Below are 25670 nucleotides of genomic sequence, written 5' to 3'. Positions count from 1 at the left end.
CGTGCCCCGATTCAGTCTGATCGTGCCCTGCTTCAAGGTGCAGGGCTTTCTCCGGGAGTGCCTCGACTCGGTCCTGGAGCAGTCCTGTCACGACATCGAGGTGATCGCCGTCGACGACCGTTCCCCGGACGGCTGCGGCGCGATCCTCGACGAGTACGCGGCCCGCGACCCGCGCGTGCGAGTCCTGCACCTGCCGGAGAACGTCGGCCTCGGCCGCGCCCGCAACGCCGGACTCCCCTACGCCACCGGCGACTTCCTGCTCTTCCTCGACAGCGACGACACCCTCACCCCGGGGGCGCTGGACGCGATCGCCGACCGGCTGGCCGAGACCGGCGACCCGGACGTCCTGGTCTTCGACTACGCCCGCACCTACTGGTGGGGCGGCACCCGGCGCAACGCGCTCGCGGAGGTCCTCGGTGTGACGTCGGAGGTGTTCACGGCGGCCGAACACCCCGAGATCCTCGACCTGTTGATGGTCGTCTGGAACAAGGTCTACCGGCGGGACTTCGTCGAGGAGAACGGCTTCCAGTTCCCGCCGGGCTACTACGAGGACACGCCCTGGACCTTCCCGGTCATGCTCAGCGCGGCCCGTATCGCCACGCTCGACCGGATCTGTCTGAACTACCGCCAGCGCCGCCAGGGCAACATCCTCTCCACCACCAGCCGTAAGCACTTCGACGTCCACGACCAGTACAAGCGGGTCTTCGCCTTCGTCGACTCCCGCCCGGAACTCGCGAGTTGGCGGCCGTATCTGCACCGGAAGATGGGCGAGCACTGCCTGGACGTCCTCGCCAAGCCGGACCGGCTGCCGCCCGCAGCCAAGGGCGAGTTCTTCCGGCGCACGGCGGAGCTGTACCGCGCCTACCGGCCCGAGGAGGCCGAGAAGACCGAGCGGGCCGAGGGGGCCGAAGGGGCGGCCGGTCTGGATGTGCTCGGCGGCTCGTACGCGGCCTACCTGCTGCGGCAGCAGGCCGAACGGGCCGGCCGGGAGGGCGGGCGGCAGGCGCTGCGGGTGCGGCAGGCGGCGGGGGTCCGGGCCCGGCAGGCGCTGAGCAGGCTCCGCGGCCTGCGCGCACCGGACGCGGACCTGGTGGTCTACTCGGCGTCCTCGCACCGAGGCCTGCTGGGCGACCCGGCGGCCGTCTACCGCAAGGCCCGGGAGATCGCACCATGGCTGCGCGGGGTGTGGGTGGTACGGGACGAGGAGGCGGCGGCGCTGCCCGCGGACGTGGAGCACGTACTGCTCGACTCCCCGGACTACCTGCGGCTGACCGCCCGCGCGAAGTTCTTCGTCAACGACGTCAACTGGCCCGGCACACTGGTCAAACGCCCCGGCAGTGTGTACATCCACACCCATCAGGGCACCCCGCTCAAGTACAAGGGCGCCGACCTGCTGGGCAAGCCCGGCGCCCGGCTCGCCTTCGACGTGCCGCAGATGCTGCGCCGGGCCGACCGCTGGGACCACAGCCTGGTCGCCAACCGCCACTCCGAGCTGGTCTGGGAACGGGCCTACCCCTGCCACTTCGCATCGGCCCGTACGGGCAGCCCGCGCAACGACGTGCTGGTCAAGGGCGGTATGGCGGGCGCCGGGTGCGAGGGTTCCGCGGCGGGCGCCGGCTTCCGGGACCGGCACGGCATCCCGGCCGGCCACACGGTCGTGCTCTACGCCCCGACCCGCCGGGACTACGTCCGGGGCGGTCACATCGACCGGGTCGACCTGGTCCGGTTCGCCGCCGACCTCGGCACCGGCCACACGCTCGTGGTCCGGCTGCACCCGGCCCTCGCGACCGGCCCGGCCCGTGGGATGGGCCTGGCCGAGCTGCACCGGCGCGGGATCCTGGTCGACGCGACCTGCGAACCACACGTCGAGGAGGTCATGCTGGCCTCGGACGCCCTGGTCACCGACTACTCGTCGATCATGTTCGACTACGCCAACCTGGACCGGCCGATCGTCGTGCACGCCGACGACTGGGCCGCGTACACCGCGAGCCGGGGCGCCTATCTCGATGTCACCGCCGACGCGCCGGGCCATGTGTCGCACTCCTACCGGGAGTTGGCGTGGCTGTTCGCCTCGGGCGGCTGGCGGGACGAGGAGTCGGCACGGCTGCGGGCCGACTTCCGGTCCCGTTTCTGCGAGTTCGACGACGGAAGGGCCGCCGAACGGGTCGTACGGACCCTGCTCCTCGGTGAGCCGATGCCGGAACCGGTGCAGGTGCCCGGTCCGGCCGGCGCGCCCGGCCTGCTGGCCTCGACGTGAGACCGCGTACCTGGGTGCTGGTGCTGGCCGCCGTGTTCGCGGTGCTGCAACTCGCCGATGTCACCGGCCGGGACACACCCGACTCCAAGAACTACGTGTCGTACGCGCTGACCCTGGGCGGGGCGACCAAGCGGGCGGCGGCGGCCGAGACGGCCGACTGGGCCTGCGCCGGCGACGCGTCGAAGGCGCGGCGCGCGCAGAGCGTGGACGTGCTGCGCTTCCATGCGCCGAACCCGGCGGGACGGGTGTTCGCGGAGTGCCGCTCCTCCGAACTGCGGCGTGCGGAGCGGCGGCTGGCGGCCGGGCAGACGGACGGGCACATCGTGCCGTTCGTGGGCCCGCGGCTGAGGGCCGTCTTCGAGGTGCGGCCCGGCTATCCGGTGTTCCTGCTGCCCTTCGTGACCGTGTTCGGGGTGACGTGGGGGGTGTGGCTGGCGAGTGTGCTGGTCGCGGGCGCGGGCGGGGTGCTGGTCTTCCTGGTGCTGCGGACGGTTTCGGTGGCGGTGCCGCTCGCGCTGACCGGGCAGGCCCTGTACTACGTCCTGCCGGTGGGCACGACCGCGATGCGGCCGATGACCGAGGGCCTGATGCTGGCGCTGACACTGGTGGCGGTGTGGGGCTGCGCGCTGGCCCTGACCCGACGGGCGCGGGCGGGGACGGCCCTGGTGGCGGGCGCGCTGCTCATCCTCTTCACGGTGAAGCATTCGCAGGCGCTGTTCCTCGGCGGGTGCCTTGCGGTGGCCGGGGCGGTGGTCGCGCTGTGGCGGCGCCGGCACGGGCGGGCGCCGGGGCGCGGGGTGGTGCCGATCGCGGCGGCGGGCTGCGCGGCGGTCGTCGGCACACTGCTGCTGGTACGGCTGCTGCACTATCCCTCCGAGTCGGAGAGCATGCAGGACCTGCTGACCAACCACTACACCCGCCCGGACCGGGTCCACCCCTGGCAGGAGTTCCTGCATCTGGAGGGGAACTTCTGGGTGGAGTGGCTGCGCCGGCAGCCGATGGCACCGCTGTTCCTGTCCGCGCTGGCGGCCGGGGCGTGGGGCGCGCGGCGGCGGCCGGCCTTCGGGGTCTTCCTGCTGGCGGCCGCGGGCACCGGGATCCTCACCCAGGCCGGGCACCCCGACATCAACATCTGGGGCGACCGGCTGATCGTGCTGGCGTGGCTGCTGCCGGTGGTGGGGGTGCCGCTGCTTCTGGAGCCTCTGGTGCACCGGACGGTTCCGATGCCCGCGCAGGCGTCTCCCCGGACGGCCGATGTCACTCGATGAGGTGATGGACGGCAAAGCGGCCGGAGCGGACGGGAAAACTCGGCAAATGGTCCGCCCTGTCCGCTCTCCCCGGTGAGCACCGACGCCCTGGTCCGGCGCGCCGCACACGGCTCCACCGCCCTGCGCGGCGGCCGGGTCCGGAGACTCACCCCGTACCAGGTCTTCGGCCTGCTGTTCTGGCTGCTGATGACCTTGGCGTACTGGCGGGTGCCGCCGTGCTGCGAGGCCGGTCAGCACGCGGCGGCGGTGGAACGGCTGCGGGTGGGCCTGGCGGCAGGTGCCGTGTCCCCGTATGTGCTCGCGCAGGGCGCGCTCGCCCGGCTGACCGGGCTGACGGGCTGGCAGTTGCTGCGGGTGTGCGGGCCGGTCAATCTGCTGGTGCTGCTGACGGGCCTCGGCCGGCTGGTCCGCGTCCTCACCCCGCGGCCCTGGGCACCGGTGCTGGCGCTGGGCTTCATGGCCGTGCTCTGGGGCACGGAACCGGGCCGGGGTGCCGGCTCGCTGGCCTTGCTGCCGCTGTCCGGCAGCCTCGGCTACCCGTCCGCGTTCGCTCTCGGCCTCACCTTCTGGGCCTGGGCCCTGACCGGCACCCGGGCGCGTGATCTGCGCCGGGTGCGCTATGTCGGCCCGAGCGGCCTGCGCAGCCTGTCCGGGTACGCGGCGCTCGGGGCGCTGTACGGGGTGGTGGCGCTGATCGACCCGGTGACCGGCGTCGGGGCGGGGGCCGGGGCGGTGGCCTTCGCGGCGGGGTGGCAGCGGGGATGGCGGGGCGCGGTGTGGGGGCGGTGGGGGCTGATGTGCACGGTGGCGGCCGGGGTGTCCGGGTGCGGGGCGCACGCGCAGCTGCTGCCGCAGCCGTACGACGGGCCGGCGGGCCGGTGCTGGCTGGCGCTGCTGCTGGGGGTACCGGCGCTGTGGCTGCGGGCGCGGCGGGCCGCGGGGCAGGTGTCCGGCCGGGCGGCCGCGGGGGTGTCCCGGCAGGCGGCCGCGGGGGTGAAGCGACGGGCGGTGTGGCTCGCGGCCTGGCGTGAGCCGCTGGTCCTGCTGTTCGCGCTGGAGTGCCTGGTGACGGCGTACGGCTTCGGCACGCTGCTCGGGCTCGCCCTGCTGGCACCGCAGTGCGCGCTGGCCGTGGAGCTGGCGGCGGAGAGGCCCTGGCCGGGGTGGCGGCGGGCACTCGGCTGGGCCGCGGCCTGCGGGGCCTGCCTGGGCTTTCTGGCCGCGCAGGCCGGGGCGGTGGTACCGCGCTCGGTGGATCCGGTCGGCTTCGCGCAGCCGCCGCGCTGGCCGTCGTACGACTGGGCGGCCCGGCACATCGGCCCCGGGGAACCGGTGGTCACGGACGCCTACTACGCCGTCCGGCTGCTCCCCGGCTACGGCATCGAACTGGCCGACGGCCACGACCACCGCCCCCGGGTGCGCTGGCTGCTGCTGACGCGGCAGGAGCGGCTGCCCGAGGAGGCGGTGGTCGTGGACTGGAGCCGGCGGACCGGGGAGGTGCTCGCGCGGCTCACCCGTAGGAGGGAGGTACCCGGGGTGACTACTCGACGATGAGCTCGACCGGGATGTTGCCCTTGGTGGCCTTGGAGTAGGGGCAGTAGGCGTGGGCCTGGTGGACCAGCTTCTCGCCGGTCTCGTTGGCGAGCTCCGCGGGGAGCTCGACGCGCAGGGTGACCTTGAGCGCGAAGCCGCCGTCGGTCTCGTCCTTGCCGATGCCGACCTCGGCGGTGACGGAGATCTCGCCGGTGTCGACCTTGGCCTGGCGGCCGATGGCGCCCAGGGCGCTGGCGAAACAGGCGGCGTAACCGGCGGCGAAGAGCTGCTCGGGGTTGGTGCCCTGGCCGTTGCCACCCAGCGCGGGCGGGAACGCCAGCGTGAGGTCCAGCTGCCCGTCCGAGCTGACCGCCCGTCCCTCCCGGCCGGTGGCGGTGGCGGCTGCGGTGTAGAGCGCGTCCATGGAAGACCATCCCTCTCGAAGTTCGGTGTTCCGGCGGCCCTGGTCCGGCCGCCCTCACGACCACAAGTAGAGCACACAATTTAATTGCACACAACTTAATGGCTCGCAAGCGCTACGATTGAGCCATGACCGCGACAACCCCGACACCGGCCCCCGAAGCGGAGTGGCTCCGCCTGGACCGCCAGATCTGCTTCTCCCTGCATGCCGCGTCCCGCGCCTTCAACAGCGTCTACCGTGTGATCCTCAAGGACCTCGGGCTCACCTACCCGCAGTACCTGGTGATGCTGGTGCTGTGGGAGCACGGCGACCTTCCGGTCAAGAAGCTCGGCGAACACCTGCGCCTGGACTCCGGCACCCTGTCACCGCTGCTCAAGCGCCTGGAAGCGGCGGGCCTGGTACACCGCGAGCGCAGCGCGCGGGACGAGCGCTCGGTGGAGGTACGGCTGACGGAGGCGGGCGTGGCGCTGCGGGAGCAGGCGCTGGAGGTGCCGCGGAGGATCGTGGCGGCGACGGGCTTCGACGTGGACGAGATCCGGGACCTGAAGGCCCGCCTGGACCAGCTGACGGGAACGCTGGATGCCGCCGCCCTGGAAGAGGGGCCCTGCTAGAGCGCCCCTCAGGGGCGCGGGGCTGTTGTCGATCTGCGGCTACCGCCGCGCGGGCGCGATCAGCCCCCACCGGCCGAAAGTCCGGACTCAGCCGGACCCGCCCGCGTCCGCCTGGATCGGCCGCACGTACAACCGAAGCGCCACCCGATCGATGACCATCTCCTGCCGAAGCACGAACTGCTGGTTCAGCACGGCGAGTTTGGCCCGCTCCGTCGGCAGCCGCGGCCGGTACCCGCTCACCAGCGCGTACTTCTCCATCACGGCCCACACCTCGTCGACCCCCGCCAACCGCCGCCGCAGCGTCGCCGCCTCCACCTCACGCCCGTACAACGTCCCCGACGCCGGCCCCGACTCGGCCAGTGCGACGTCCCGCGCGCGTGCGAAGTCTGCGGGATACGCGAGCTGCGCCCCGCGCGCGTGCGCCGGCAGGAACAGCACCGGGTCGCCGGGCCGCAGCGTACGGGCCACGGCCCTTGCCACCGCTCCGAGGTCGTCGGGACGGGTGCCCGCCACCCGGTCCGCCCGCAGCAGCGGAACCTGGTGGGTGAAGGCGAGGACGACCGCCAGCACCCCCGCCAGGGTGAACGCCGGCGACCGGGGCGTGATCGCGGGGCCGCGGGACCGGAGCCGGCCGAACACCCCGGCGACCCGGTCCGCGCCGAGCGCCACCAGCAGCGGCGCACCGGCGAGCGCGTACAGCACATACCGGTCGACGTACAGCGGTGTGAGCTGCGAGGCCAGCATCAACGCCACCGGTGGCAGCACCGCCAGCGGCAGGGCGACCGCCGCGAGGGTCACCTCACCGCGCCGGCCCACCAGCCGGGTCAGCCCGAGCAGCGCGAGCGCCAGGCACGCCCAGTACACCCGGTCCGTCGGGCCGAGGTACTGGCGCAGCAGATCCTGCGCGGTCTCCAGGTCCGGCTCCGTGAGCCATGCGACCTGGGCCGACTGCCCGTGCGAGACGACGACCATCGGCAGCAGCGACAGCACCACGCCCCCGGCCGCGCAGCACCACCCCCGCCACACCCTTCCCGACGAACGGGCCAGCACCAGGGTTCCCGCATGCGCGAGCAGCAGCAGGACCGCGAACTCGTGCAGCCAGCAGGTGACTCCGAGGACGGCGCCGTACTGGCACCAGGCCCGGCGGCCGCCTTCCGTCGCCGCCCGTACGAAGAGCAGCGTCGCGCCGGTGGCGCCCGCGGCGACGAGGGCGTAGGAGCGGCCCTCCTGCGCGTAGTGGCCGACCAGGGGCGTGACCGCGTACAGCAGCCCGGCCCACAGGCCGACGCGCGGCCGGGCGAGGCGGGCGCCGAGGGTGGCCACCAGCGCCGCGGTGGCGGCCGCCGCGCAGACCGAGGGCAGCCGCAGGACGACCTCGCCGGGGTGGCCGGGGTCGGCGGCGAGGACGAAGTGCATCAGCAGGTAGTACAGGCCGTGCACGGCGTCCACGCCGTGCAGCAGCCGCCAGATCTGCGGGACCGTGCGCCGGGCGACCTGGTAGGTGACGGCTTCGTCGCGCCACATCCCGCCGCGGTGGAGCCCCCAGAGCCCGATCGCGAGCATCACCGCGGCCGGGGCGGCCACGACGAGAACACGGCGCGCTCGGCCGGCTTCCGCCGTCCGCGATGTTCGCGGATCCGCTTGCCGCGCCTGCGCCTGTGCTTGTACTTCTACTTGTGCTTGTGCTTGTGCTTGCTGCGCCTGTGCTTTCCGCGTCTGTGCTGTCAGCGGATGCGCTTTTTCAAGAGGCCCGATACTCACCACGGCCCGATCTTTTGCGATTAGCTAATCTTTGCCGGGTATTGACGGCGTATCGGCATGAATACACCATCCGAGCGGCTTACGCTCGCGGTTGATGAATCGCCGCCCGTACTTCCCGCTCCCACGCGTCCCGTTCGCCCCGGCTGTTCGACTCCCACGCCTCCCACGGTCCGGGCGCATCTCCTGTCCGCCGCATCTCCCACGTCTCCTCTGTCTCGCCGCCGCCTGGCTCGCCACGCGCGCGTCGATGCTGTGGCTCCTCGCCCACAACAACGAGCGAGTACTGGGACACGGAGCGGTCGCGCGCGAAGTATGGCGGCTGTACTTCCACTGGTACGGCGTCCTGTCCCACGGCGCGTTCCCGGCGCACGACAGGTTGTGGCAGTACCCGCCGGGCGCCGGTGCGGTGCTGTTCGCGCCGGGACTGGTCCCCGGACTCAGTTACTTCCAGGCGTTCGTGGCGCTCACCCTGGCCGCCGACGCGCTGATCACGGCGGCGCTCGCCCACGCGGGCCGGCGCCGGGGCCGTACCCTCCTGGGCGCCGCGTTCTGGACCGGCGGTCTCCCCCTGCTGCTGCACCTCCCGCTCGTCCGCTACGACGTGGAGGTCACCGCCTTCGCCGTGCTCTCCCTGCTGGCGTTGTCGCGCTCCACGCGCGCGTGCGGGGCGCTCGCGGCGCTGGGCGCGCTGGTGAAGGTGTGGCCGGTGCTGGTGCTGCTGGGAGTCCCGCGCGGACGCCCGACCCGCTCGGCCTGGCTGTCCGCGGCCCTGACCGGGGCCGTGACCCTCACCGCGTTCCTCCTCTCGTTCCGCAACCCCCTGGCCTTTCTCCGCCAACAGGGCGGCCGGGGTGTGCAGATCGAGTCCCTCGGCGGCACCGCCCTCAGCCTGGCGCGGCACGCCGGCTGGCGGGGCACGGTCCGCTACCGGTACGGCGCGATGGAATTCGTCGGCCCGCATGTGCACGCCGTCGCGACCGCGTCCCTCGCGCTCACCGCGGCCGCCTTCGCACTCCTGCTGCTGTGGCGCGTCCGCGCCAGGCACTGGACCGCGGCCACCCCGTACGACGCGGCGCTGAGCGCCGTGCTGCTCTTCACCGTCACCAGCCGGGTGATCAGCCCGCAGTACATGATCTGGCTGCTGGGCCTGGCCGCCGTGTGCCTGACATCCCGGCACACCACACAGCGCCCGGTCGCCGCGCTGATCGTGGCGGCGACCGCGATCAGCTCCGTCGCCTACCCCGCCTACTACTCCGAGGTCATCGGCTGCACCTGGACGGGCTGCCTGCTGATGCTCGCCCGCAACGGCCTGCTGGCCACCGCCGCCGTCCTCTCCCTCACCCACCTGTGGCGCGCCACGCGCCGCCCGGGAGCCGTCGTGCGGATCCCGTGGACGACGGGGAGCCACATCAGCCGTCCGCTGTTGTCGCCGGCACCTGCTTCACTGAAGGTGGACCGCGGCTGACGAACACCACGGGCTGACAGACGGAGGGGACCGCCACACATGACCTGGCTGATCACCGGCGGCGCCGGTTACATCGGGGCGCATGTCGTACGCGCGATGACCGAGGCGGGCGAGCGGACGGTGGTGTACGACGACCTGTCCACCGGTATCGCCGAGCGCCTGCCCGAGGACGTCCCGCTGGTGACGGGCTCGACACTGGACGGCGAGAAGGTCGCGCGTGCCCTGGCCGAGCACGAGGTGACCGGGGTGGTGCACCTGGCGGCGAAGAAGCAGGTGGGCGAGTCGGTGGAGCGTCCCCTGCACTACTACCACGAGAACGTCGAAGGCCTGCGGGTGCTGCTCCAGGCGGTGACGGAGGCGGGCGTTCCCTCCTTCGTGTTCTCCTCCTCCGCGGCGGTCTACGGCATGCCGGACGTCGAACTGGTGACGGAGGAGACGCCGTGCGCGCCGATGTCGCCGTACGGCGAGACGAAGCTGGCGGGCGAGTGGCTGGTCCGCGCGACCGGCCGGGCGACCGGTCTCTCGACGGCCTCCCTGCGGTACTTCAACGTGGCGGGCGCGGCGAGCCCCGAACTCGCCGACGTCGGCGTCTTCAACATCGTCCCCATGGTCTTCGAGAAGCTCACGGAGAACGCCCCGCCGCGCATCTTCGGCGACGACTACCCGACGCCGGACGGCACCACCGTCCGCGACTACATCCACGTGGTGGACCTGGCCGAGGCCCATGTGGCCGCGGCCCGCGCCCTCCAGGCCGAGCCGGGCCGCGAGCTGACCCTCAACATCGGGCGCGGGGAGGGCGTCTCGGTCCGCGAGATGATCGACCGCATCAACGCGGTCACCGGCTACGACCTCCCCCCGGCCGTCGCCCCCCGCCGCCCCGGCGACCCGGCCCGCGTGGTCGCCTCCGCGGACCGCATCACCACCGAACTCGCCTGGAAAGCCAAACACGACATCCAGGACATGATCACCTCGGCCTGGGACGGCTGGCTACGCCTCCACCCGGAGGCGGCCAGGAGCTGAGCCTCGCGCGGGCCCGGCGGGCGGGTTCATGAGGCGTGCGCGGTCACTCCATGGTGCGGCGTGCCTGTCTGAGCTCCTCCGAGACGGTCCAGGGGTCCGCCACCGGGCCCATGTGGGCGAGCTTGTCGGGGTTCAGGACCAGGCGGATCGCCTGGACGCGGCCGTCGAGGATGTCGAGGGCGAAGGTCTGGAGGATCTTGCCGTCGCGGTCGTGGAAGACCGCGCCCGGCTGGCCGTTGACCTCGTGCCGTTCACAGGTCACCTCGATCCGGCCCAGCAGCGGGAAGACGGCGGCGAGGAGGCGGGCCACGTCCTGTGCGCCGACGACCGCCCGGGCCAGCTGCGGGGCCTTGCCGCCGCCGTCGCCGACCAGCGACACGTCGGCGGCGAGCAGGTCCTGCAGGCCGGCCATGTCGCCTTCGTGGAGGGCCTCGAAGAAGCGGGACGCCAGCGCGTCGCGCTCCCGCCGGTCCGCCTCGAAGCGGGGTCGGCCCTCGGCCATGTGGCGCCGGGCCCGGACCGCCAGCTGACGGCACGCGGCCTCCGAGCGGCCCACCGCCGAGGCGACCTCGGGGAAGCCGAAGTCGAAGACCTCGCGAAGGACGAAGACGGCTCGCTCCAGGGGACTGAGCCGCTCCAGGAGCAGCAGCGCCGCCATCGACACCGAGTCGGCCAGCTCCGCCGACCGCACCGGATCCTCGTAGGGGTCGGCGAGCAGCGGCTCCGGGAACCACGGGCCGACATACGCCTCGCGCCGTACGCGGGCCGAGCGCAGTACGTCGATCGAGATCCGGGTCACCGCGGCCGACAGGAACGCCTTCGGCGATCTCACCTCCGCCGGCGAGCCCTCGAACCGCAGCCAGGTCTCCTGCACCGCGTCCTCGGCCTCGCTCACGCTGCCCAGGATCCGGTACGCGATGGAGAACAGCAGCGGTCGCAGTTCCTGGAACTCCTCGGTCCTGTCCATGTCCACTCCCCCTTCGGCGACCACGGCCGGGCCGGTCAGAAGGACCCGGGGCCGAACCGGCCCACCGCCACGGCCAGCGCGATCACCAGGTAGACCAGGTTCAGCGCCACGAACGCCCGTTCACCGCGCCGGCCGTGGGTGATCATCGCGCCGGTCATCAGCAGGATCCAGCACCCGGCGGTCACCGGGACCAGTACCGGTGCGATGCCGGTGACGGCGGGCAGCACCAGGCCCGCCGCGGCCAGGAGTTCGAGGATGCCGAGCGTCTTCACGAAGCCGTCGCCGACGTCACCGGTCCAGCCGCCGCCGTGGGCCGCGGCCAGCTTCCGCCTCGGCACGAACGTCTTGGTGATGCCACCGGTCAGAGCCACCGCGGCGAGCAGTCCGGCGGCGATCCACAGGGCGAGGTTCATCGTCCACTCCTTGATCGAGGATGCCTGCGCCCCCTACGACGAGACGGCCGTCCCGCCTGTGACATCACCCGGTCAGGTGCTTCAGAGCGCCTTCAGCGCCTCCGTGGTCCCGCGGGCCAGCGCCGCCAGGTACCCCTTCGGCAGCTTCGGGGAGCGGATCACCACCGAGCGCCAGTACAGCGGGCCGGAGATCAGGTCCATGGCCAGGTCGTCGTCGAGGTTCGCGGCGAGTTCACCGCGCCGCTGGGCCGACTCGATGATCTTGCTGGCGACGCCCTCCTGACCCTCCCGCAGCGTCTTCTGCATGGCCTCGGCGATATCCGGGTTGCGGGCGGCCTCGGCCTGGAGGTCGGGGATGATCTGCGAGGCGACGGGGTGGCGCAGCGCACGGGACGTGACCTCGTACAGCAGCCGCAGGTCGCCCTCCAGGGAGCCAGTGTCGGGCACCGGCAGGCCCATCACGGCGAGAGCCGAGACGACGTCGAGGACCAGGTGCAGCTTGGAGCGCCAGCGGCGGTAGACCGCGGTCTTGCCGACACCCGCACGGCGCGCGATGCCCTCGATGGACATCCTGGCGTACCCGACCGCCGCGAGTTCCTCGAAGACGGCGGCCCGGATGGCCTCGGTCACGTCCTCACGCAGGACGGCCGCCCCGGCGGGGGCTCGTCGGCGCGGACGCGTCTGGGACTCCTCGGCGTTCGTCGTCATGCCCCCAGCATAGGGGCGTAACGACGAAACGGTTGCGTTGCGACGACACCCGCCACCCGATCGTCGCAACCACCCCACACTGAACGTCTCCCTGCTCACCGCCGTATCGAACACGCTCCGGCCCGTACTCCACAACGAATCGGTCGCGGCCCGACCTCGGGAGTGTCACGGCGCACATCAGTCCGTGACGACGAAACGGTTGCGTTCCGACGCCAACTCGGCCTACGCTCCCGTTGCGACGATACGGACCCGTCCCGACGTAAGAAAACGTAAAGAGAAGCGTAAGGAAACGTCGGATGACGGGCCCGGCGCCCAGCCGGACGCCGCACCCCCTCCCCCCGAGTGAAAGCAGCGGATGTGACCCAGGTTCTCCACACACCGCCCCCGACCCCGGTCACGGCCGAGGACGACCTCGCGGCACTCGCCGCCCGGTACGGCCTCTCGGTCAGCGGCGCCCGTCCCTCCCTGCCGGAGTACGTCCGCCAGCTGTGGGCGCGGCGGCACTTCATCACCGCTTTCGCCACCGCCAAGCTCACCGCCCAGTACGCCCAGGCGAAGCTCGGCCAGATCTGGCAGGTCATGACCCCGCTGCTGAACGCGGCGGTGTACTACTTCATCTTCGGTGTCCTGCTCGGCACCAAGAAGCACGTGCCGGACTACATCCCGTTCCTGGTCACCGGCGTGTTCATCTGGACGTTCACGCAGAGCTCGATCATGGCGGGCACCCGGGCGATCTCCGGCAACCTCGGTCTCGTCCGCGCCCTGCACTTCCCGCGGGCCGCGCTGCCGATCTCGTTCGCGATCCAGCAGCTCCAGCAACTGCTGTTCTCGATGGCGGCCCTGGTCGTCATCCTGCTCTGCTTCGGTATCCCCGTCTCCGCCTCCTGGCTACTGGTGGTCCCGGCGCTGGTGCTGCAGTTCACCTTCAACACCGGTGTCGCGCTGGTCATGGCCCGGATGGGCGCGAAGACCCCGGACATCGCCCAGCTGATGCCGTTCCTCCTGCGCACCTGGATGTACGTGTCCGGCGTGATGTGGAGCATCACCAAGCTGACCAAGGGCGACCACCTGCCTCACTGGGTGACGGTCGCCCTGGAGACCAACCCGGCCGCCGTCTACATCGACCTCATGCGCTACGCGCTGATCAAGAGCTTCCACTCCAGCCAGCTGCCCCCGCACGTGTGGGCGGCGGCGACCGGCTGGGCCCTGGTCGCCGGCGTCGGCGGCTTCATCTACTTCTGGAAGGCTGAGGAGACGTACGGCCGTGGCTGAGAACGTGAACGACACCCGCATCCCCACGGTCGTCGCGGACAGCGTCGACATCATCTACCGGGTCCACGGCACCGGCGCCGGACGCGGCTCCGCCACCGCCGCCCTCAACCGCATGGTGCGGCGCAAGCAGGCCGAGAAGGCGGCGGGCACCCGCCTCGTGCACGCGGTCAAGAACGTCTCCTTCGTCGCCTACAAGGGCGAGGCGATCGGCCTGATCGGCACCAACGGCTCCGGCAAGTCCACCCTGCTCAAGGCCGTCGCCGGCCTGCTCCCGGTAGAGAACGGCGCCATCTACACCGACGGCCAGCCCTCCCTCCTCGGCGTCAACGCGGCCCTGATGGGCGACCTGACCGGCGAGAAGAACGTCTACCTCGGCGGCCTCGCGATGGGCATGTCCCGCGAGGAGATCAAGGAGCGTTACCAGGACATCGTCGACTTCTCCGGCATCAACGAGAAGGGCGACTTCATCACCCTCCCGATGCGGACCTACTCCTCCGGCATGGGCGCCCGGCTGCGCTTCTCGATCGCCGCCGCCAAGGACCATGACGTCCTGCTCATCGACGAGGCGCTGGCCACCGGTGACGCGGCCTTCCGCAGGCGTTCCGAGGAGCGCATCCGCGAGCTGCGCGAGCACGCGGGCACCGTGTTCCTCGTCAGCCACAACAACGCCTCGATCCGGGACACCTGCGAACGCGTGCTGTGGCTGGAGCGCGGTGTGCTGCGTATGGACGGGCCGACCGAGGACGTCCTCGCCGAGTACGAGGCCTTCACCGGCGACAAGTCCGCGAAGCCGAAGCAGGCCGACGGCCCGAAGGTCCCGCAGCCTTCCTGAACCGAGCGGCAACGAGAAAGGCGCCCCGAGCCGTCACCGGCCCGGGGCGCCTTCATGTCGTACGGCTACGAATGCGTCCGCAGCAGCGTCCGCATCGTGCGCATGGCCACCGACAGGTTGGCCAGGTCGAAGGAGTCCGAACTGCGGATCTCCTCCAGGGTGGCGCGGGCCCGGCCCAGGATCGCGGTGTTCTTCTGCTCCCAGGCCTGGTAGCGCTGCTCGGGCGTCGAGGTGCCGTTGCCCGCGGCCAGGACGTCGGCGGTGAGCATCGCGTGCGCCGCGTACAGGTCCTCGCGGATGGAGGCGCGGGCCATCGACTGCCAGCGGTCGGCCCGCGGGAGTTCGATGATGCGGTCCATCAGCTGGGTGACGCCGAGACGGTCGGCGAGGTCGTAGTAGACCTCGGCGACGTCCAGCGGCTCCTTGCCCGTGCGGTCGGCCACCGAGACGATGTCCAGCGCCGGGAAGGCGGAGGAGAAGCCGGCCACGCGGGTGGCGATCTCGTCGGGCACACCGGCGCCGGACAGCTCGTCGTACACGTGCTGGTACCACTCCAGGTCCGCGCCGCGCAGCAGCTTCGGCAGCTGCTGCCAGACCTGTTCGACCCGCTCGGAGAAGAAGTCGACGGTCTCCAGCAGCTGCAACGGCTGCGGCCGGTTGTTGAGCAGCCAGCGGGTGCCGCGCTCGACCAGCCGGCGCGAGTGCAGCCGGATCCGGGTCTGGACGGCCGCGTCGACCTTGTTGTCCAGTTCCTCGACCGCGTCCCACACCGGCGCCGAGCGGAAGATGGCGCGGGCCGCGGTCTGCGCCCGGACGATCTCCTCCAGGGAGGCCCCGGTCTCCTCGCGCAGTCGGTGCAGATAGGTCGTGCCACCGGTGTTGACCGTGTCGTTGACCAGGACCGTGGTCGTGATCTCGCGGCGCAGCGGGTGGGTGGCGAGCGCGGCGGCGAACTGCTCGCGCAGGGCCGTCGGGAAGTACGCGTGCAGCAGGCTGCTCAGATACGGGTCGTCGGGCAGCGTCGTCGCCAGCAGCTCGTCGGAGACCGTGATCTTCGTGTACGCCAGCAGGACGGCCGTCTCAGGACCGGTCAGGCCCTGCCCGGAGCCCAGGCGCTCGCGGATCTGGCGGTCGGTGGGCAGGAACTCCAGGGCCCGGTCGAGGTGGCCCTCGCGCACCAGGTGGCGCAGGAACCGCTGCTGGGCGTGGAGCATGTCCCCGGACTGGGCCAGCGCGTTGGCGATGGCCACGTTCTGCGCGTAGTTGTTGCGCAGCACCAGGGCGCCGACCTCGTCGGTCATCTCGGCCAGCAGCTTGTTGCGCTGCTTGACCGTCATGTCGCCGTCCGCGACCACACCGTTGAGCAGGATCTTGATGTTCACCTCGTGGTCGGAGGTGTCCACACCCGCGCTGTTGTCGATGGCGTCAGTGTTGATCTTGCCGCCCTGCCGGGCGAACTCGATCCGGCCGAGCTGGGTCAGGCCCAGGTTGCCGCCCTCGCCGACGACCTTGACCCGCAGGTCGGCGCCGTCGACACGGATGGCGTCGTTGGCCTTGTCGCCGACGTCCGCGTTCGACTCGGTCGACGCCTTGACGTACGTGCCGATGCCGCCGTTCCACAGCAGGTCGACCGGCGCCTCCAGGATCGCCTTCATCAGGTCGGCCGGGGTCAGCTTGGCGACCTTGTCCTCGATGCCGAGGGCCTCGCGGATGTGGCCGTTGACCGGGATGGACTTGGCGCTGCGCGGGAAGATGCCGCCGCCCGCCGAGAGCAGCTCGGTGTTGTAGTCGCCCCAGCTGGAACGGGGCAGGTCGAACAGACGGCGGCGCTCGGCGTAGGAGGTGGCCGCGTCCGGGTTCGGGTCGATGAAGATGTGCCGGTGGTCGAAGGCGGCGACCAGGCGGATGTGCTCGCTGAGCAGCATGCCGTTGCCGAACACGTCACCGGACATGTCACCGATGCCGACGACGGTGAAGTCCTCGCTCTGGGTGTCGACGCCCAGCTCGCGGAAGTGCCGCTTCACCGACTCCCAGGCACCGCGGGCGGTGATGCCCATGCCCTTGTGGTCGTAGCCCGCGGAGCCGCCGGAGGCGAAGGCGTCGCCGAGCCAGAAGTTGTAGCTGCCGGCGACCTCGTTGGCGATGTCGGAGAACGTCGCCGTGCCCTTGTCGGCCGCGACCACCAGGTAGGTGTCGTCCTCGTCGTGCCGGACCACGTCCTGCGGCGGCACGACGTCACCGGCCACCATGTTGTCGGTGATGTCGAGCAGCGCCGAGATGAACGTCTTGTAGCTGGCGATGCCCTCGGCCAGCCAGGCGTCCCGGTCCTTCGACGGGTCCGGCAGCTGCTTGGCGACGAAGCCGCCCTTGGCGCCGACCGGCACGATGACGGTGTTCTTCACCATCTGCGCCTTGACCAGGCCGAGGATCTCGGTACGGAAGTCCTCACGCCGGTCGGACCAGCGCAGACCGCCGCGCGCGACCTTGCCGAAGCGCAGGTGCACACCCTCGACACGCGGCGAGTACACCCAGATCTCGTACGCCGGGCGCGGCGCCGGCAGGTCGGGGATGGCCTGCGGGTCGAACTTCATGGACACGTACGCGTGCGGCTCGCCGGCGGTCGACTCCTGGAAGAAGTTGGTGCGCAGCGTCGCCTTGATGACCGTCAGGAAGGAGCGCAGGATGCGGTCCTCGTCGAGCGAGGCGACCTGGTCGAGCGCCGCGTCCAGCTCCTCCAGGAGGGCGTCGGTGATCTCCAGGCCGGCCTTCTGCCGGTCCGGCGACATCCGCGCCTCGAACAGGGAGACGAGCAGCCGGGTGGTGTGGACGTTGTTGCGGAGAGTGGTCTCCATGTAGTCCTGGCTGAACGTGGAACCAGCCTGCCGCAGGTACTTGGCGTACGCCCGCAGCACCATCGCCTGGCGCCAGCTCAGCCCGGCGCTCAGCACCAGCGCGTTGAAGCCGTCGTTCTCCGCACGGCCGGTCCAGGTCGCCGCGAACGCCTCCTGGAACCGCTCACGCCCGTCTTCGCCCAGGTAGTCGCCGTTCGCGCTGCCCTGCACCTTCGGCACACGCAGACCGAAGTCGTAGATCCAGGCGGTCGTCCGGTCCGCGCAGCGCAGTTCGTACGGCCGCTCGTCGATCACCTCGACGCCGATTCGGTTCAGGACCGGCAGCACGGCCGACAGGGAGATCGCCGCACCCTTGCGGTAGATCTTGAAACGGCGCTCGTCGGGGGCGGCGCCCACCGGCTCGTAGAGGCTGAGCGCGAAGTCGTTGCCCGCCTCCTCGGTGAGCCGCTCCAGGTGCACGAGGTCGGCGACCGCCGCGCGCGGGGTGTGGTCGGCCTTGTAGCCCTCGGGGAAGGAGTTGGTGTAGCGGCGCAGCAGCTCGGCCGCGCGCTCCTCGCCGCACTCGGCGTTGAGCGCCTCGGCGAAGGCGTCGGCCCAGGAGCGGGCCGCCTCGACCAGCCGGGCCTCGATGCGGTCCTTGTCGGCGTCGGACAGCTCGGGCAGCTCGGTGCCCTGCGGGACGCGGACGACGAAGTGCAGCCGGGAGAGGATCGACTCGGTGTTCCAGGCGGTGAAGTCGACGCTGGTGCCGCCGAGCTCCTCCTTCAGGATGTCGATGATCCGCAGCCGGACGCCGGTGGTGTAGCGGTCGCGGGGGAGGTAGACGAGGGCCGAGTAGTAGCGGCCGTATTCGTCCTGGCGCAGGTAGAGGCGGAGCCGACGGCGTTCCTGCAGGTAGAGGACGCTGGTGACGATCGACTCCAGCTCGGCGACCGGGGTCTGGAACAGCTCGTCGCGCGGGTAGGTCTCCATGATCTGGAGCAGGTCGCGGCCGTCGTGGCTGTTGGGCGAGAACCCGGCCCGGTCCAGCACCGCGTCGACCTTGCGGCGGATGACCGGCACCCGGCGCACCGACTCGGTGTAGGCGGCGGACGAGAACAGGCCCAGGAACCGGCGCTCACCGACGACGTTGCCGTCCGCGTCGAACTTCTTGACGCCGACGTAGTCCAGGTACGACGGCCGGTGCACGGTCGACCGGCTGTTCGCCTTGGTCAGGACGAGGAGCTTGTGCTCACGGGCCTTGGCGCGCGCGTCGGCCGGGAGCCGCTCGAAGGAGGGGCTGACCGGATGGCCCTCGTCGACGGCGTGGTGCGGGTCGGAGCGCAGGATACCGAGGCCAGTGCCGGGCACGGCGGCCAGCGAGTCGTCCTCGCGGAGCTGGTACTCGCGGAAGCCGAGGAAGGTGAAGTGGTCGGCGGCCAGCCAGCGCAGCAGCTCACGGGCCTCCTCGACCTCGGGGCGCGGCAGGTCGCCGGGCACCGGCTCCTCGCCGAGGCCCTCGGCGACGCGGACGGCCGCCTCCCGCATCTTCTCCCAGTCCTCGACGGCCTCGCGGACGTCGGACAGGACGCGCAGCAGATCGGCGGTGATCTGCTTGAGGTCGGAGCGGTCGGTCTCGCGGTCGATCTCGACGTGGATCCAGGACTCGAAGTGCGTGTCGTGCGGCAGGTCCTCGCCGGCGGCCGGGGTGGGCAGCACCTCGATCAGCTTGCCGGTGAGGTCACGACGGACCACGAACTGCGGGTGGATGACGACGTGGATCCCGCGTCCCTGCCGGGTCAGCTCATTGGTCACCGAGTCGACGAGGAAGGGCATGTCGTCGGTGACGACCTCCACCACGGTGTGGCTGCAGGTCCACCCGTTCTCCTCGACGGTCGGGGTGTGGACCCGGACGTTGGCGGTGCCCTGCGGGCGGGTCTCGGCTAGACGGAAGTGCGAGACGGCGGCGCCGAAGACGTCGACCGGGTCGCGGTCGGCGAGGTCCTCCGGCGCTGTGTGCAGGTAGTAGCGCTGGAGGAACGCGAACACGGACTCCTGGTCCACCGTCCCCGTCGTCCCAGTCGGTAGGTGCCCCCCTGCCGGGCTGTTCTCAGCTACCCGGGCGGCCCGTTCGAGCAGCTCGGCCTTGGCTTCGTCCAGCTTGGTCTGCATTGTCCTCTGGCTCCTGTCGCGCGCCATTGCGTGACGTAGAAGGAAGTACGGGCTCTTCCCCCTGCGGCTCGACGCCACGGCCGGGGTGTCCGGTCCGCTCCGACGCTATGCCGCAAGGTGAGATGAGCGGGGGGCATTCAGCCATTCTCGACGCGCCCCGAGGGTGTGACGTCGCTCTCGGCGTCGCCACTGCCAGGGCTTTCTTCGATGCCCTCCGCCCGAGAAGACCAGCGACCGCCGCCCGGTCACGGAGGTGTTCCGTGCTCACCGGGCGCAGGGCAGGGGCACTGACGCCCCCGCGAACTATCGCGCTGATCACGCCACCAAGGCTATCGCTCCCCACCCGGGGCCCGTCATGAGCCGTATGTGTACAAAACAGGGGGTGGAACTTTGACACTCTGCACAGGGACGGCGGCCCCCGAGAGGCTTACGGGAGGCTCACGCCACCAGCCGCTCCGCCTCCGCGACCGCCTCGGCCAGTGAGTCCACGACCGGTACACCGGCCTCCTCCAGGCTTGCCCGGTCGTGCGAGCCCCCGGTGTACAGCACCGCCTTGGCGCCCGCCGCCTGCGCGGCCACCGCGTCGTCCGCCGCGTCCCCGATCACCACGGTCCGACCGGGCTCCACGTCCCCCAGCGTGCCCAGGTGCCGCACCATGTGCTCGGCCTTGCTGCCCCCGGACGGCCCGACCCGGCCCTCGACCCGTATGAAGTGCGGCTCGATCCCGAATCCCCGGACCAGCGGCACCAGTTCGTCATGCACGTACATGCTCAGCAGGGACTGACTGTGCCCCGCCGAGCGCCACCCGGCCAGCAGCTCGGCCGCCCCCTCGGTCAGCCCGCACAGGCCGCGGTGCTCCGCGTAGTACCGGTGGAAGATGTCGTCCATGACCTCCCACTCGGCCTTCGTCGGCAGCCGCCCCATCAGCCGCTCGTAGAACCTCGGCACCGGCACGCAGTACAGCGCCCGGTACTGCTCCAGCGTGATCGGCTCCAGGCCCAGCTCGGCGGAGGCCGCGTTCGTCGCCCCGATGATCGCCTCGTTGTCGTGGAACAGCGTTCCGTTCCAGTCCCAGACGATGTGTGCGCTGTCGTGCTTCCCCATGCCGAAAACGCTACCCGCCGCCACCGACAATCAAGACCACCGGCAGGCCATCGCAGGTCACACTGGTCCAAGGGGGTCAGTCGAGCCCCACCAGGTTCCGGATCTCCTGTGTGGCGTACCAGAGCAGCTCGTGGTCCTCGGCCCCGTCCACGACGAACTGCGCGTCGTCGTCCCCGTCGTCCGCCGCCGCCAGCGCCGCGGCCGCGGCGATCACGTCCTCTTCCGCGTCGTCGGAGTCGACGTGCACGGAGGCGGCCTTGGCCAGCGCGACCGTCCCGGTCACCCGAACCTCGCCCAGCGCGGCCGGGTCGAGCCCGCGGTCCGGGTCGGCCGCCGCCGTGCCGTCGGGCACGTCGACGGCGACCACGACCCGGCGCCGCATCGCGTCCGGGTCGGCGGCCAGCAGCCGCAGGGAGGCCAGCGCGGCGCGGTTGAGCGCGGCGTACTCCAGCTCCTCTATGTCGTCGGAGAGGTACCACTCGCGCAGGGCGGGGGTGACGGCGTAGGCGACGAACGGGCCGGTCCCCAGCTCGCCCGTCTTGTGCGCCTCGGCAAGCCCGGGGAGGGTCAGGGGGACGTAGACGCGCATGCTGGCCGCTCTCTTCCGGGCTCTTCGACTCTGCCTCCTCCCGAAGGCCCTGGCGCCTCCCGGAGGGCCTTCAGGATACGTGCGGGCGTCCCCTTTCGGGTCCCGGGCGGTGACGCCGGAGGCGTCAACCCGACGCCCCGCGATTCACCCGGTCCCACCGCATGCCCAACGGGATTCCTCTACCGCTCACCACTCGGATAGGTGAACATTCCGGGACCTCCGACACGGACCGCCACCGCCTTGCTGACGCCGCCCCTGCCCCGTACAAGATCACCGACCGCAAGTTACCGCCCGGTACCCGCCGGGCCCGCCGAACGGTGACCCCCCATGAACAAAGTCATGACCAGGACCACCCAGCTCCGCCCGGCCACCCGCCCGCCCGGCCGCCGTGACTCCCGCCGCCCCGGCACCCCCACCTCCCGCAGGCCGCTCACGCCTCCGGCGGCACCGCCGAGCCCCCGCCCCACCGACCTCTTCGCGGAGCGCCTCCTCGCCGTCCTGAGCGGCCGACGCCCCGTGCACTGGATGCTCCGGCACACCGCGGGCCCCGCCTACGACGACCTGGCCCGCCTCGCCGCACGCGGCCCCCTGCGCACCCGCGGAACCGACCCCGTCGTCCGCGACATCGGCTACTACGTCCCCCGCACCGGCGCCCTCGAGGTCTTCGCCCGCATCGCCGCGGGCGACCAGCTCCGCGCCATGGCCTTCCGCCTGGAACAGGGCGAGGACCTGCGCTGGCGCTGCACGGCAGTGGAACTGGGCGGACCACGGGGGACACGGGGCAACTGACGGGCAGGACGCGTGCCCCACAGGGCAGGCACCGGGAGGGCCGCACGCCACGGGGCGACCGGCGGGCGGGGCGGAGCCACCGCGGGACGACTGACGGGCAGGGCGCGTCCGCCGCAGGGCGGGCACCGGGAGGGCCGCACGCCGCGGGGCGACCGGCGGGCGGGGCGCATCCGCTGCGGGACGGCTGGCGGAGGGGCCGCGTGTAGCGCGGAGCCACTGCCGGGAGGGCCGCACGCCACGGGGCGACCGGCGGGCGGGCCGAAAGGGGCGGCAGGCCCGCTCGTGCAGGCGGACCCAGCTGTGCCCCTTGATGCCGCGCGGAGAGGCCTGAGCAGTGCCGCCGGGGACGGAGTGTGCGCCTCTGCGGGGCGTCTGCCGGGAAAGGCGCCGGGAACCCTTCCGGTGCCCGTCCCCGGTCGGCCTGTCGGCGGCCGGCTTCGGCCTATCCGCGGCAGGTCCGGCGCGCAGCTGGCCCGTCCTCTCTCACCCACCGGCCGGCCCGACCCACCCCTCGCCGCACGCGCCACAAGCCGAAAGGGCCGACCCCCTCTGTATGAGGTGGTCGGCCCTCGCCAAGCGTTGTCGGCGCTGTTACTTCTTGCGGCTGCGGCGGGTCTTCGCCTGCTTGCGGCGCTCCGCGCGGGTCAGGCCGTCCGCCTCGGAGCGGGCCGGCTCCTCGTCGTCGTAGGTGAAGTCACCCTCGACGAGACCGCCCTCGCCGTCCACGGTGGCCGCCGAGAAGTGCATGCCCCGCCGCTGCGGCGCCTCCAGGCCCTTGGCGCGGATCTCGGGACGGGCACCCGCCTGGGCCGGCACCGCGTCCTGGACGCTGTCCGCGACCGTCTCGGAGTCCTCGACCGGGACCTCCTCGACCTGCTGCTCGACCTGGACCTCCAGGTTGAACAGGTAGCCGACGGACTCCTCCTTGATGCCGTCCATCATCGCGGTGAACATGTCGAAGCCCTCGCGCTGGTACTCGACCAGCGGGTCCTTCTGGGCCATCGCGCGCAGGCCGATGCCCTCCTGGAGGTAGTCCATCTCGTAGAGGTGCTCGCGCCACTTGCGGTCGAGGACCGACAGCACGACCCGGCGCTCCAGCTCACGCATGATCTCGGAGCCGAGCTGCGTCTCGCGCGAGGCGTACTGCTCGTGGATGTCGTCCTTGATGGACTCGGAGATGTACTCGGCGGTCAGGCCCGCACGGTCGCCGGCCGCCTCCTCCAGCTCGTCGATGGTGACCTTCACCGGGTAGAGCTGCTTGAAGGCGCCCCACAGCCGGTCGAGGTCCCAGTCCTCCGGGAAGCCCTCGGCGGTCTCCGCACCGATGTACGCGTCGATGGTGTCGTCCATGAAGTGCTGGATCTGCTCCTGCAGGTCCTCGCCCTCCAGGACGCGGCGGCGCTCGCCGTAGATGACCTCGCGCTGCCGGTTGAGCACCTCGTCGTACTTCAGGACGTTCTTACGGGTCTCGAAGTTCTGCTGCTCGACCTGCGACTGCGCGGACGCGATCGCGCGGGTGACCATCTTGTTCTCGATCGGCACGTCGTCCGGCACGTTGGCCATGGACATCACGCGCTCGACCATCTGGGCCTTGAACAGGCGCATCAGGTCGTCGCCGAGGGAGAGGTAGAAGCGCGACTCACCGGGGTCGCCCTGACGGCCGGAACGACCGCGCAGCTGGTTGTCGATCCGGCGCGACTCGTGCCGCTCGGTACCGAGGACGTAGAGGCCGCCGAGGTCCTTGACCTCCTCGAACTCGGCCTTGACCGCGTGCTGGGCCTTCTCCAGAGCGGCCGGCAGCGCCTGCGCCCACTCCTCGATGTGCTCCTCGGGGTCGAGGCCGCGCTGGCGCAGCTCCGCCTCGGCGAGGTCCTCGGGGTTGCCGCCGAGCTTGATGTCGGTACCACGGCCGGCCATGTTGGTGGCCACCGTGACGGCGCCCCGGCGGCCCGCCTGCGCCACGATCGACGCCTCGCGCTCGTGGTGCTTGGCGTTGAGCACCTCGTGCTGGATACCGCGCTTGGAGAGCTGCTGCGAGAGGTACTCCGACTTCTCGACGGAGGTCGTGCCGACCAGGATCGGCTGGCCCTTCTCGTGCTTCTCCGCGATGTCGTCGACGACCGCCTCGAACTTGGCGACCTCGGTGCGGTAGATCAGGTCGGACTGGTCCTTGCGGACCATCGGCCTGTTCGTCGGGATCGGAACCACGCCGAGCTTGTAGATCTGGTGGAACTCGGCGGCCTCGGTCATGGCCGTACCGGTCATGCCGGACAGGCCGGGCTGTTCCTTGCCGTTGTGGTCGTGGCGCTTGTAGAGGCGGAAGAAGTTCTGGAGGGTGATCGTGGCAAGGGTCTGGTTCTCGTCCTTGATGTCCACCCCTTCCTTCGCCTCGATGGCCTGGTGCATGCCCTCGTTGTAACGGCGGCCGGCGAGGATACGGCCGGTGTGCTCATCGACGATCATGACTTCGCCGTCCATGACGACGTAGTCCTTGTCCTTCTTGAAGAGCTCCTTCGCCTTGATGGCGTTGTTCAGGTAGCCCACCAGAGGCGTGTTCACCGACTCGTAGAGGTTGTCGATGCCCAGCCAGTCCTCGACCTTGGAGACACCGGACTCGTGGATGGCGACCGTGCGCTTCTTCTCGTCGACGTCGTAGTCGCCGGTCTCCTCCTCGCCCTTGAGCGGGTTGCCCGCCTCGCCCTTCTTCAGACGCAGGACCAGCTTGGCGAAGTCGCCGTACCACTTGGTGGCCTGGTCGGCCGGGCCGGAGATGATCAGCGGCGTACGGGCCTCGTCGACCAGGATGGAGTCGACCTCGTCGACGATGGCGAAGTTGTGGCCGCGCTGGACGAGCTCGTCCTGGGCCCATGCCATGTTGTCGCGCAGGTAGTCGAAGCCGAACTCGTTGTTCGTGCCGTAGGTGATGTCGGCCGCGTACTGCTCGCGGCGCTCGGCCGGCGTCATGTTGGCGAGGATGCAGCCGACGTTCAGGCCCAGGAACTTGTGGACGCGGCCCATCATCTCGGAGTCGCGCTCGGCCAGGTAGTCGTTGACCGTGATGAGGTGGACGCCCTTGCCCGACAGCGCGTTGAGGTACGCGGGCAGGGTGCCGACGAGGGTCTTGCCCTCACCGGTCTTCATCTCCGCCACGTAGCCGAGGTGGAGGGCCGCACCGCCCATGATCTGCACGTCGTAGTGACGCTGACCGAGGGCGCGCTTGGCCGCCTCGCGGACGGTGGCGAACGCCTCGGGGAGCAGGTCGTCGAGGCTCTCGCCGTCGGCGTAACGCTGCTTGTACTCATCGGTGAGGGCCCGCAGCTCGGCGTCGGAGAGGTCGACGAAGTCCTCTTCGATGGAGTTGACCTGGTCCGCGATGCGGTGCAGCTTGCGCAGGATCTTGCCTTCGCCTGCACGCATGATCTTCGAGAGGACGGACACGGGGGTTTGTCTCCTTGCCGGTCGGGCCTGGGACGGTCGGTTTCCATTTGACGTACTGAGCAACGGCCATCGTATGCGAGGACCCGGCCGTGCCGGGAGGCCTGGCGGCCCGACGACCGTCCACCGCTCTCCCGAGGGCTCGGCGAGCCCGATTCATGTCACTTCTCCGGGTGGTGTCGCCGGATGTCTGCCGCTTCATACAGGACAACGGCCGGGATA

At 71.2% G+C, this 25670-nt stretch carries 18 protein-coding genes; 9 read left to right on the top strand and 9 right to left on the bottom strand.

Going from position 1 to position 25670, the window contains the following annotated elements; genetic code table 11:
• Window position 1 precedes the first annotated feature (1 nt).
• The 3 genes from ACIRR9_RS49180 (at window position 2) to ACIRR9_RS49170 (ending at window position 5079) form a co-directional block, all read left to right on the top strand.
• Window positions 2-2257, top strand: a complete 2256-nt coding sequence (locus tag ACIRR9_RS49180) for a CDP-glycerol glycerophosphotransferase family protein (protein ID WP_403766459.1) — start codon at window positions 2-4, stop codon at window positions 2255-2257.
• Complete coding sequence (locus tag ACIRR9_RS49175; RefSeq protein WP_403766456.1) at window positions 2254-3525, top strand: hypothetical protein; 1272 nt, start codon at window positions 2254-2256, stop codon at window positions 3523-3525. Before ACIRR9_RS49180 ends, ACIRR9_RS49175 begins: the two co-directional genes overlap by 4 nt.
• A 72-nt stretch (window positions 3526-3597) precedes the next feature.
• Complete coding sequence (locus ACIRR9_RS49170) at window positions 3598-5079, top strand: hypothetical protein (RefSeq protein ID WP_403766453.1); 1482 nt, start codon at window positions 3598-3600, stop codon at window positions 5077-5079.
• Here the strand turns inward: ACIRR9_RS49170 and ACIRR9_RS49165 are convergent.
• A complete protein-coding gene (locus ACIRR9_RS49165; RefSeq protein WP_403766451.1) occupies window positions 5066-5482 on the bottom strand; it encodes an organic hydroperoxide resistance protein in 417 nt (138 codons plus the stop codon). The genes ACIRR9_RS49170 and ACIRR9_RS49165 overlap by 14 nt on opposite strands.
• A gap of 125 nt (window positions 5483-5607) precedes the next feature.
• Between ACIRR9_RS49165 and ACIRR9_RS49160 the strand changes: the two genes are divergently transcribed.
• The gene (locus ACIRR9_RS49160; protein ID WP_403766449.1) at window positions 5608-6090 is read left to right on the top strand and encodes a MarR family winged helix-turn-helix transcriptional regulator; all 483 of its coding nucleotides are present in this window, start codon (window positions 5608-5610) and stop codon (window positions 6088-6090) included.
• Between the two features lie 87 nt (window positions 6091-6177).
• Here ACIRR9_RS49160 and ACIRR9_RS49155 read toward each other — a convergent pair whose 3' ends face one another.
• A complete protein-coding gene (locus ACIRR9_RS49155) occupies window positions 6178-7674 on the bottom strand; it encodes a glycosyltransferase family 39 protein (RefSeq protein ID WP_403766447.1) in 1497 nt (498 codons plus the stop codon).
• A 424-nt stretch (window positions 7675-8098) separates the two neighbouring features.
• On the opposite strand from ACIRR9_RS49155, the gene ACIRR9_RS49150 reads away from it, so the two are divergent.
• Both ACIRR9_RS49150 and galE read left to right on the top strand, forming a co-directional pair.
• Window positions 8099-9316, top strand: coding sequence for a glycosyltransferase 87 family protein (locus tag ACIRR9_RS49150; RefSeq protein WP_403766445.1), 1218 nt, complete (start codon window positions 8099-8101; stop codon window positions 9314-9316).
• A 39-nt stretch (window positions 9317-9355) separates the two neighbouring features.
• A complete protein-coding gene (gene galE, locus ACIRR9_RS49145) occupies window positions 9356-10336 on the top strand; it encodes a UDP-glucose 4-epimerase GalE (protein WP_403766443.1) in 981 nt (326 codons plus the stop codon).
• A 43-nt stretch (window positions 10337-10379) separates the two neighbouring features.
• Here the strand turns inward: galE and ACIRR9_RS49140 are convergent, their stop codons facing one another.
• The 3 genes from ACIRR9_RS49140 to ACIRR9_RS49130 form a co-directional block, all read right to left on the bottom strand.
• The gene (locus tag ACIRR9_RS49140) at window positions 10380-11303 is read right to left on the bottom strand and encodes an RNA polymerase sigma-70 factor (protein ID WP_403766441.1); all 924 of its coding nucleotides are present in this window, start codon (window positions 11301-11303) and stop codon (window positions 10380-10382) included.
• A gap of 35 nt (window positions 11304-11338) precedes the next feature.
• Window positions 11339-11716 (bottom strand): DoxX family protein, encoded by a 378-nt coding sequence (locus ACIRR9_RS49135; RefSeq protein WP_403766439.1) that lies wholly within the window; start codon window positions 11714-11716, stop codon window positions 11339-11341.
• Window positions 11717-11797: 81 nt separating this feature from the next.
• Window positions 11798-12424, bottom strand: coding sequence for a TetR/AcrR family transcriptional regulator (locus tag ACIRR9_RS49130; RefSeq protein WP_316779073.1), 627 nt, complete (start codon window positions 12422-12424; stop codon window positions 11798-11800).
• A gap of 357 nt (window positions 12425-12781) precedes the next feature.
• Between ACIRR9_RS49130 and ACIRR9_RS49125 the strand changes: the two genes are divergently transcribed.
• Window positions 12782-13696: an ABC transporter permease gene (locus ACIRR9_RS49125; protein ID WP_403766436.1), complete on the top strand. Its 915-nt coding sequence runs from the start codon at window positions 12782-12784 to the stop codon at window positions 13694-13696.
• Window positions 13689-14528 carry an ABC transporter ATP-binding protein gene (locus ACIRR9_RS49120; protein WP_365347069.1) on the top strand — a complete coding sequence of 280 codons (840 nt, stop codon included), beginning with the start codon at window positions 13689-13691 and terminating at the stop codon, window positions 14526-14528. Before ACIRR9_RS49125 ends, ACIRR9_RS49120 begins: the two co-directional genes overlap by 8 nt.
• Window positions 14529-14593: 65 nt before the next feature.
• Here ACIRR9_RS49120 and ACIRR9_RS49115 read toward each other — a convergent pair whose 3' ends face one another.
• The 3 genes from ACIRR9_RS49115 to ACIRR9_RS49105 form a co-directional block, all read right to left on the bottom strand.
• On the bottom strand, window positions 14594-19531 hold the full coding sequence (locus tag ACIRR9_RS49115; protein WP_403766433.1) for an NAD-glutamate dehydrogenase: 4938 nt from the start codon (window positions 19529-19531) through the stop codon (window positions 14594-14596).
• 438 nt (window positions 19532-19969) lie between these two features.
• Window positions 19970-20635: an HAD family hydrolase gene (locus ACIRR9_RS49110; RefSeq protein ID WP_403766430.1), complete on the bottom strand. Its 666-nt coding sequence runs from the start codon at window positions 20633-20635 to the stop codon at window positions 19970-19972.
• 76 nt (window positions 20636-20711) lie between these two features.
• The gene (locus ACIRR9_RS49105; protein WP_403766427.1) at window positions 20712-21224 is read right to left on the bottom strand and encodes a DUF6912 family protein; all 513 of its coding nucleotides are present in this window, start codon (window positions 21222-21224) and stop codon (window positions 20712-20714) included.
• Between the two features lie 327 nt (window positions 21225-21551).
• On the opposite strand from ACIRR9_RS49105, the gene ACIRR9_RS49100 reads away from it, so the two are divergent.
• Window positions 21552-22013: an Rv3235 family protein gene (locus ACIRR9_RS49100; RefSeq protein ID WP_403766424.1), complete on the top strand. Its 462-nt coding sequence runs from the start codon at window positions 21552-21554 to the stop codon at window positions 22011-22013.
• A 591-nt stretch (window positions 22014-22604) separates the two neighbouring features.
• Here the strand turns inward: ACIRR9_RS49100 and secA are convergent.
• Window positions 22605-25451, bottom strand: coding sequence for a preprotein translocase subunit SecA (gene secA, locus ACIRR9_RS49095; protein WP_403766422.1), 2847 nt, complete (start codon window positions 25449-25451; stop codon window positions 22605-22607).
• Between the last annotated feature and the right edge of the window lie 219 nt (window positions 25452-25670).

The organism is Streptomyces sp. NPDC101234 (assembly GCF_044767525.1).
GTDB classification, from domain to species: Bacteria; Actinomycetota; Actinomycetes; order Streptomycetales; family Streptomycetaceae; genus Streptomyces; species Streptomyces sasae.
This window is presented reverse-complemented; position numbering and strand designations above follow the sequence as displayed.